This window comes from Candidatus Latescibacterota bacterium (genome assembly GCA_019038625.1).
Classification (GTDB): domain Bacteria; phylum Krumholzibacteriota; class Krumholzibacteriia; order Krumholzibacteriales; family Krumholzibacteriaceae; genus JAGLYV01.
Genome location: JAHOYU010000242.1, coordinates 1 through 8,075 on the forward strand (window position 1 = coordinate 1; position 8,075 = coordinate 8,075).

Genomic DNA, 8,075 nt, shown 5'->3' on the forward strand with positions numbered 1-8,075 from the left:
ACCTCAAAAGCACCATCTTCCGGGTCAGGACCTTCTTGCCAGTCCTGAGCCTGTAGAAATAGACGCCCGAAGCGACGCGTCCACCTGTCTCGTTGTGGCCCGTCCAGTCAGCGGAGTACCTGCCGGGCGGCTGTACACCGTCAACGAGTGTCTTGATCCTGCGGCCCGCCACGTCGTAGACCTCGAGGAGGACACTCCCGGCGGCCGGGAGGACATAGCTTATCTCCGTTGCAGGATTGAATGGATTCGGACGGTTCTGATAGAGGGTCAATTCTACTGCGGGAGTCCTCACCGCTTCAGTCTCGAAGATCAGGTATTCCGACCCATCCGATACTATAGCCACCCGGTATACATGGTCCTTCCCGGGGGCCACCCCCTTGTCGAGGAACATGTACGAGCCCTCGACGGGCTCTTTGATCTCCACTTCGATCGATGTGAAATCCTCACCACCCGAGGAGCGCCTGACTTCAAACCGGTCGACACCTTCCTGCCCCCTGAGCTGCCATATGACCCTTACATCCTCGCCTTCGAGAGAAGCGAGGAAGCAATCGAGCGTATAGGCTGGCCCGACTGCGTTATCGTAAGAAAACCCCGAATCGGGCCATGAGTAATAGTAGCGATCGTTTCCGCTTCCTGCCACGGCCCTGACGAAATAGGTAGACCAGACAGCTTCGTCCGGGACGACGCCATAGGTGGGGACCGTAGTGGCGTACTGCTCCTGTCGTGCCGCGGGGACAGTCTCGACCAGTGTCCAGTCGTCGAGGAAATAGGCGGCGGGTATCGATTCGATATTCCCGGCAGCAGGCACAGATGCGACCGTACCGGAATGGATCTCTGCCGGAGTCGGTCTCCTGATGGTCGATTGCTCTCGATGTAAACTGAAAGACAGGTGATCCAGGTCAGAGTCGATGAGCCCTCGCGTGATCTCGAGATATGTCTCTACCGCCGTTTGAGGCGCGCCCTCATCGAGGCGAAAGATCTCGTAGTAATTGACTGGATAGCTGACCGCGTCGTCGTCGTACCGCGCTTTTTCGAATATGAGATCGACCCAGCCTCCCCCGTCACTCGGCGTATCGAGGATCGAAAGGATCTTCGGTACATAGGAAGTCAGACCGATACTGGTCTCGTTGTTCGTCTCGTCGAACTCGGCCACCTCGCCCTGCACATCGGCCCGCGCAATGATGTCGTTCTCCCGGGATGCCCCCGGCGGAATCATTACCGGCGTCGAATGATGGGCCGTTTCATCGGGTTCCAGGCCGTCATGATATATCGTCTCGAGAAGGACCTCTTCCTGATCGCCTCCATCTCCTGCCTGGAAGAATATCGAAACGGCGAAGGCCGGCGTACTTTCATTGCCGCGGTTGACTACGTCGTAAGTGACCGTTACCGGTTCGGTACCGTCTTCCAGCCTGGTCGGCGACCTGAGGATACTGGTGAACTCGAGATCGGGGCCGTTACCGAACGACATCTTCTCCATGTAGACGGCGTTGCCGAACTCGTCCCTCACCCCGTCCGCCTCGAGCACGTATCCCGTACCTGAACCGATAGTTTCGAGAAAACCGACGATGACCTGCAGGTTATCGGGCTCAAGGGATATACTCTGGATAGTAAGCTCGCTGGTGATATCGTCGGTCCTGTAAGCCCTGTACAATGATAGATCTACCGCGGTAGCCGGATCCATCCTCTCGCACCAGAAGACTCTCGCCGAACTGTCCGTTTCCGGCTTTACCCACCTGAACCAGGGGGGATAATGGTCGGCCATTCACCCGCCCGCGTACTGGTTTATACCGAACCAGTTGTAGACATACATCGGTGCTATGGGATACCCCGGTTCGCATGTCGCCACGCGCATCTCCCCTGTATCCGGATGCGGCCCGGGTATTATCCAGTCATAATCGATACCCAGGCTCAGGTATGTCGACTGAGACATCCATGTCCAGTCCGTTCGGCACTCGGGAAAACATATGCTTATCCCTGTCGTGGGATCACCCAGGCTGACCGAGTGCTCGGGATTGATAAAAATTCCGATAGTGATTACGGTGTGCGGGGCACTCGTGCTGAACTCGGCGCACATGATCCCGTCGTCGCTCGGCAGCACCCAGGTCCATGTAGTAAACTGCTGATAAAGATCGGTCAATACCGCGTCCATGTCATAATGATACGGGTCGGCGTATATGCCTATAAATGATGTCGGACCGGCGATAGCAGGTATCGCGATCGCCATGCAGACAGCCGCCGCAAGAACTGCTTTCCACGAAAGTCTCATCTCCGTTCTCCCCTGGCTGGAGACATCGATCCCCGATTATTCGAAAGTTAATCCCTGTAAGTATTATATCACCAGAAAGCCAATTCTACCATACACTTCATTCGCCACCTGTTCATTTCCCACCAAGCATGAACTCTAACTTCGAGCAGTTCATCAACCTCGAGTGGTCGAGGAAGGGTCCTCCAAGCAGCTTCCCGTCGAGCTTCACGGAACGAACCGACTGCACTCCGCTGTTATACTCTTCTGTGACAATCCTTATCTCCGGGCCACCCGCCGGCCTTATGATCGCTTCCTCGACACATGGCACACCGATCAGATACTCGTTCGAACCCGGGCAGACAGGATAGAACCCCAGGCAGCTGAAGATATACCACGCCGACATCTGTCCGCAATCGTCATTGCCGCAGAGGCCGTCGGGAGCGGCGCGATACATCGTGTCGACGATCTGGCGGACACGCCGTGCTGTCTTTTCCGGAGCGCCAGCATATGAATACAGATAGGCGATGTGATGGCTCGGTTCGTTGCCGTGCACGTAGTTGCCTATCATGCCGACCCGCGTGACATCCTCGCTATGAGCGATATCCTCGTCGGACACGCTCATTACAAAAAGTGAGTCGAGCCACTCCACGAGACGATCATTTCCGCCGACCAGATCTATCAACCCGGGAACATCATGAGGTACATAGAGAGAGTAGTTCCAGGCGTTCCCCTCGATGTACCCCTGCCCCGCCACGCTGAGAGCATCAAAAGGTCTAAGCCATGCGCCGTCCGAATTTCTCGCGCGCATGAATCCCGTACTTTTATCAAAGATATTTTTATAGTTTGCTGACCGCTCCTGAAATTCTTTCGCCAGATCCTCTCTGCCGAGTTCACCGGCCAGCTGAGATATGCACCAGTCGTCGTATGCATACTCGAGGGTCTTGGAGGCGGAGCTGCCGCTGACATCCTCGGGGACGTAGCCAAGGCTTTTGTAGGCGGCAATGCCATCGTAAGCGCCAAAGTTCGCGCTCCGCACGCATGAGGCAAGTGCTCGTTCGCCGTCGAATCCGCGTATCCCCTTCATCCACGCGTCGACGATGACAGGTACGGCGTGGTATCCGATCATGCACCAGTTCTCGTCAGAATGATGCGACCACACGGGAAGTATGCCGTGGACGCTCTCATCGCTGTGAGCGAGCATGGACCGTATCATGTCGGAGCTGCGCTGAGGCTCGATTATGGTGAGCAGGGGGTGCAAAGCCCTGTATGTGTCCCAGAGCGAGAAGATACTGTAATTGGTAAATCCGGGGTCGCGGTGGATCTCCTGGTCGAGCCCGCGGTAGCTGCCGTCGACATCGCAGAAGACGACGGGCGACATGCAGGCGTGGTACAGAGCTGTATAGAAATTGATCTTGCGGTCGGGTGAGGCATCGATCGTGATCTTCGATAGCTGCCGCTCCCATGCCGCGCGTGCCTCACCGCGTGTACGGTCGAAGTCCATGTGGGGCACTTCGGCGCGCAGGTTCTTTAAGGCGCCCGCCGCGCTGACCGGCGACAGGGCGAACTTTACGAGGATCTCGTCGCCTTCTTCGATGTCGAAATCGAAATGAGCCTTTATATTGCGACCAGCTCGTTCGGGAAAGTCCTCATTCTCATCGAACTTGCGCCACCAGCCGTTGTAGACGATATCCTCTTCGTTGTGGAGGCCATAGGAGCTTATCGGCTTTGAGAAGACCATCGCAAAAAATAAGCTCCGCGTTCTCGCCCACCCGCGGGTCTGTCTCATCCCTGTGACAAGGGTATCGTTCTCCACACGGATCGAGGACCAGATGACCTTGCCGTCGTAGTTGTATATGCCGTGGACCAGATCGAGGATGATGTGTGCGTCTGACTCTTTACCGGTAAAGCTGTACTTATGAAAGCCTACTCGCTCTGTAGCGGTAAGCTCGACATCTATTTCGTAGTCCGCGAGAGTCACCGCGTAATGTCCGGGGCTGGCCTTCTCGGTCGTTTTCGAATAGCGCGAGCGATAGCCAAAATCGGGGTCACCGGCTGTGCCGGGATTGAGGCGGATCGGGCCGACGGCCGGCATCAGAAGAAAGTCCCCGAGGTCGGAATGGCCCGTACCATTAAAATGCGTGTGACTGAATCCGACGATGGTCGGATCGTCATACTGGTACCCCGCACAGTACCTGTAGACATCGGGGTTGTAACCATCTCCGTATGTGAACATCAGTGTGTCGGTGTCGGGGCTCAGCTGCACCATCCCGAAAGGCATGGTCGCGCCGGGGAAAGTATGCCCCATGTCCCTTGTGCCGATGAAGGGGTTGACGTATGTGCAGAGCTCCTCGGCAGCTTTGGCTGCTTCGGCAGCAAGACTGGAGCCTGGACCAGACAGGGCGCTATAAGCGATACAGAAGATAATAAGAAGCCACTTAGTAGCCGATATTGTTCGCTGTGAAGATCTCATTTTCAGGCTCCTTATTCTATTACATGACTGGCGACATAAACCGGGTCAAATTCTCCCTGATGTCGCAGAATAGTCAAGAATAAATTTTGGCATCGTGTTCTGGTGGAGGATGAGGATGCATTTGATAACGAACTGGCAGCCGACGTAGTTAATGACGTCTACAGCATACATTATTATCATTTATCGCACTTATTGTCGCCTATGGACGACATTATCTACATGCATACTACGCCACCGGCTCTAATGACCTGATCCCCTATCTCTTTGATTTGTTTGAATTAAAATTGAAAAGAGCCTACTCGACTTGAACTAAAAAACCCGGCTGCCGGGGCTTCAACCCTTCTGACAACCGGGTTCATCACTACTTCGCAACTAATCGATTCAGATTCGTTCTACCGTAAAAGAATCATCTTTTTAATTTCCGTATCGTCTCCTGCCGTCAACTTGTAGAAGTAGACGCCGCTTACAACATCCGATCCGTTGAAATCCTTACCATCCCAGGATACGCTCCTCCGGCCAGCCTGTTCGAACTGGTCCTTGAGAGTTACGATCCTCTGTCCGGCGATGTTGTAGATATCGAGTTTCACATGGCCGCTCTTCGAGAGTCTGTACTCGATGATCGTGTTCGGATTGAACGGATTAGGATAGTTCTGGGCAAGGCTGAAAGTAACCGGAGTGTCGCCGGGTTCTGCCAGAACCATCCCATTCATGGCGGTCTCACCCGACAGGCTCACATCTTCTAACCAGTAATAATATCTGGCTCCATCAGCCTGGTCGTCAACGTAGCTATACTCTGCTCCTTCGATCTCATTGCCTCTTGAAGGAATAAGAGCTCCGTTGAGCCTGATCTTCTGACCAGCTGGCTCCCCGCTCCTGTACAAATTGAATCCCGCAGTGTTAAGTTCTGAATCGGTAATCCAATTGACTTCCACGTGATCACTATTTATACAGGCAAGAAACGAGGTTACATAAACCGCTGTCGATGGCGGTGGCTCTGGATATAAAGTTTGGAGCGCCGAGACATCATCCGTCGTCTCGTGGCGTCTCACACCCGAAGGCCAGTCAGCTTCCATCACATCCCAGCCTGCGCCATGCTGAAGCCCGAGAGCGTGACCGAATTCATGTTTGAAGACAGTGAGTAGATCCCATTTACCCTCGGCATCTCCGCCCACTTTGGCAGTACCATGTGTGCCGTTCATATCGTATTCGGTATCTGCCTTGGGCGTCGGATCCACAAACCAACTCTTACCTTCATTTAAATATATCTCGTTCGTCGGATAATTCGCCGCTTCGGCTCCTTGATTCCATGGAGCAGCCGCGATCCCACCATCTCCACCAAAATTCCACATTCCGACAGCAGTACTGATATCAATATCCGATCCCCAGTCCTTGAATAGACTGGCGTCTTCCCACCTTATCGTTATGTCTGGTGTATCAGTGGCTCCCGCCTCTGAGACGTTAAGCCTGTCTGTCAGGTGATCGGTCCATTCGGAGATCGCTTCACGGATGGCCGCTTTTTCGGCGGCAGTCGAACTTCGTGATGGATGAGGATTGGCCCCTCCCGGGCTATCGACGAACTTGTATGTGACCGATCCAGTCCATTTTCCACCTGCTCCCCATGTCCCTGTCCATGTGCCGGCGATCACCGCCGCGGTCAAAATCAGAGTTGTCAATCCGGCAACGACAAGGAAGATAAAAGGAATATTCCTTCGCATAAAAGTTAACCGACGTTTCATTTTTCTTCCTTCCTTAATCTATCTGTATGTTTCATTCAGCATTAAAACTCGATTCGTTTTCCGAATATTCTGATTTAGATTGTCACTCAGCAGCTTTGGACAGATGTTTTTCGATCTTTCCTATTTCATCACTGATCTTGAGCTTACATGATTCATCGGCTGAATCTTTTACGAATCTCTCCGTCCAGTAATACTTGTCGGTTTTTATCTTTCTAACGTAGAGAAGACCCTTATCGCCTATCTTATAACTATGGGAACTTCTGATCTCCCTTTCGAGTTCGCTTATTCCGAGCCCGGGGAATCCGACAATGATCTCTTTTTCCTTTTTGACCTGGTCGGAACCCTTAAAGACCCTGGTGATCAGAACTCTAGCCGTATTATCCTTGTCGATATATGAAGTGGCCTCGAGAATTTCACCAAAAACAACGACTACAGATCTGTCAATATGCTGTTCTATTGACAATTTTTCTTTTTTCATGATCCCTCCCTGCAGATCGAGAGACATGAAACACAAAAACGCGATCGCGATCGTCAAAATAGTCCTCATGACTGTTGCTACCTCCTGTGACGGTTTCAAACTCAGTTCAACTCATTGATTTATGGTCCATCGCACTCCTTATGAATATCCTAAATACAGTAGTGAGGAATCCTCCCAACCCCTGTAAAATCCAATAGTCACGCCTTATGTTATCAAATAAATATTAATTATTAAATAATTACGTCCCCAATTGCGCACTGATTCTAACAAATGTTTTTGAGTTGGTCAAGAATATTACTAACGGACTTCATGCTCAACTCATCCATCGAAAAGGACCTGCCGGAGAAGGCAGGCTCTTTTCCAGCCCTGAAGGGCCATTTTGCGGGGCTGCGAAAATATCGGGTCGGCGATTACCGCGTCATCTTCGCGATCGTCGGAGATGATGTGATGATCCTGCGGATCGCCCACAGAAGCGATGTCTACAAAAAACGGTCATGAGGCTTGCGGACTTCGTCGAAGAGGTAATGGCGAAGATCGGCACGCTTCTGGGTGATGCATAGGCACCCCCCTCCTTTACTCCCCCTGACTCCTGTGGTACAATGCAGGTTACTGACTATCCTGAGACATTTAAGGAGAAAGACCATGAACAGGTTCACGAGAGTGTTGTTTTCAATACTGCTTTGTTCACTGATAATCGCGGTCCCGTCGATCTGGGCCATGTGGATCGAGGACGGAGTACCCGTCTGTATGGCAACGGATTTTCAGGTGGACACCCAGATCACATCCGATGGAGCCGGTGGGTCGATCATCACATGGGCAGATCGCCGCAGTGGTGAATACGACATCTACGCGCAGCGTATAGACGCCTCGGGAACAGCCCTGTGGACCACTGATGGTGTACTTCTCTGCACAGACTTCGGGGAAGATGAAGAGGCCCCCCGGATCACATCCGACGGAGCCGGCGGAGCGATCGTTGTATGGCAGGACTACCGCAGCGGAACCAGCTGGGACGTTTACGCCCAGCGCATAGACTCAGCGGGAACGGTCCTGTGGGACGAGTATGGAATCGAAGTCTGCACTGTATCGCTGGACCAGGACCAACCCCGGATAGTATCAGATGACGCCGGTGGAGCAATCATCGTATGG

At 52.9% G+C, this 8,075-nt stretch carries 7 protein-coding genes; 2 read left to right on the forward strand and 5 right to left on the reverse strand.

Going from position 1 to position 8,075, the window contains the following annotated elements; genetic code table 11:
- The 5 genes from KOO63_15510 to KOO63_15530 all read right to left on the reverse strand — a co-directional run.
- Positions 1–1,762, reverse strand: a 1,762-nt coding sequence (locus tag KOO63_15510) for a T9SS type A sorting domain-containing protein (GenBank protein MBU8923226.1), incomplete at its 3' end; no start/stop codon positions are given.
- Positions 1,763–2,266: a hypothetical protein gene (locus KOO63_15515; GenBank protein MBU8923227.1), complete on the reverse strand. Its 504-nt coding sequence runs from the start codon at positions 2,264–2,266 to the stop codon at positions 1,763–1,765.
- Positions 2,267–2,378: 112 nt separating this feature from the next.
- On the reverse strand, positions 2,379–4,715 hold the full coding sequence (locus KOO63_15520) for a GH92 family glycosyl hydrolase (protein ID MBU8923228.1): 2,337 nt from the start codon (positions 4,713–4,715) through the stop codon (positions 2,379–2,381).
- A gap of 392 nt (positions 4,716–5,107) precedes the next feature.
- Positions 5,108–6,451 carry a zinc-dependent metalloprotease gene (locus tag KOO63_15525; protein ID MBU8923229.1) on the reverse strand — a complete coding sequence of 448 codons (1,344 nt, stop codon included), beginning with the start codon at positions 6,449–6,451 and terminating at the stop codon, positions 5,108–5,110.
- An 82-nt stretch (positions 6,452–6,533) separates the two neighbouring features.
- Positions 6,534–6,998, reverse strand: coding sequence for a hypothetical protein (locus KOO63_15530; protein MBU8923230.1), 465 nt, complete (start codon positions 6,996–6,998; stop codon positions 6,534–6,536).
- A 240-nt stretch (positions 6,999–7,238) separates the two neighbouring features.
- On the opposite strand from KOO63_15530, the gene KOO63_15535 reads away from it, so the two are divergent.
- Positions 7,239–7,427 carry a type II toxin-antitoxin system RelE/ParE family toxin gene (locus tag KOO63_15535; protein MBU8923231.1) on the forward strand — a complete coding sequence of 63 codons (189 nt, stop codon included), beginning with the start codon at positions 7,239–7,241 and terminating at the stop codon, positions 7,425–7,427.
- 144 nt (positions 7,428–7,571) lie between these two features.
- Positions 7,572–8,075 (forward strand): hypothetical protein (locus KOO63_15540; GenBank protein ID MBU8923232.1); only part of this gene is annotated, 504 nt, incomplete at its 3' end.

What these genes read in the sequence shown, in the direction of transcription:
- KOO63_15515 (MBU8923227.1), bottom strand. Translation starts at nt 2,266, where the DNA reads ATGAGACTTTCGTGGAAAGCAGTTCTTGCGGCGGCTGTCTGCATGGCG.
- KOO63_15520 (MBU8923228.1), bottom strand. Translation starts at nt 4,715, where the DNA reads ATGAGATCTTCACAGCGAACAATATCGGCTACTAAGTGGCTTCTTATT.
- KOO63_15525 (MBU8923229.1), bottom strand. Translation starts at nt 6,451, where the DNA reads ATGAAACGTCGGTTAACTTTTATGCGAAGGAATATTCCTTTTATCTTC.
- KOO63_15530 (MBU8923230.1), bottom strand. Translation starts at nt 6,998, where the DNA reads ATGAGGACTATTTTGACGATCGCGATCGCGTTTTTGTGTTTCATGTCT.
- KOO63_15535 (MBU8923231.1), top strand. Translation starts at nt 7,239, where the DNA reads ATGCTCAACTCATCCATCGAAAAGGACCTGCCGGAGAAGGCAGGCTCT.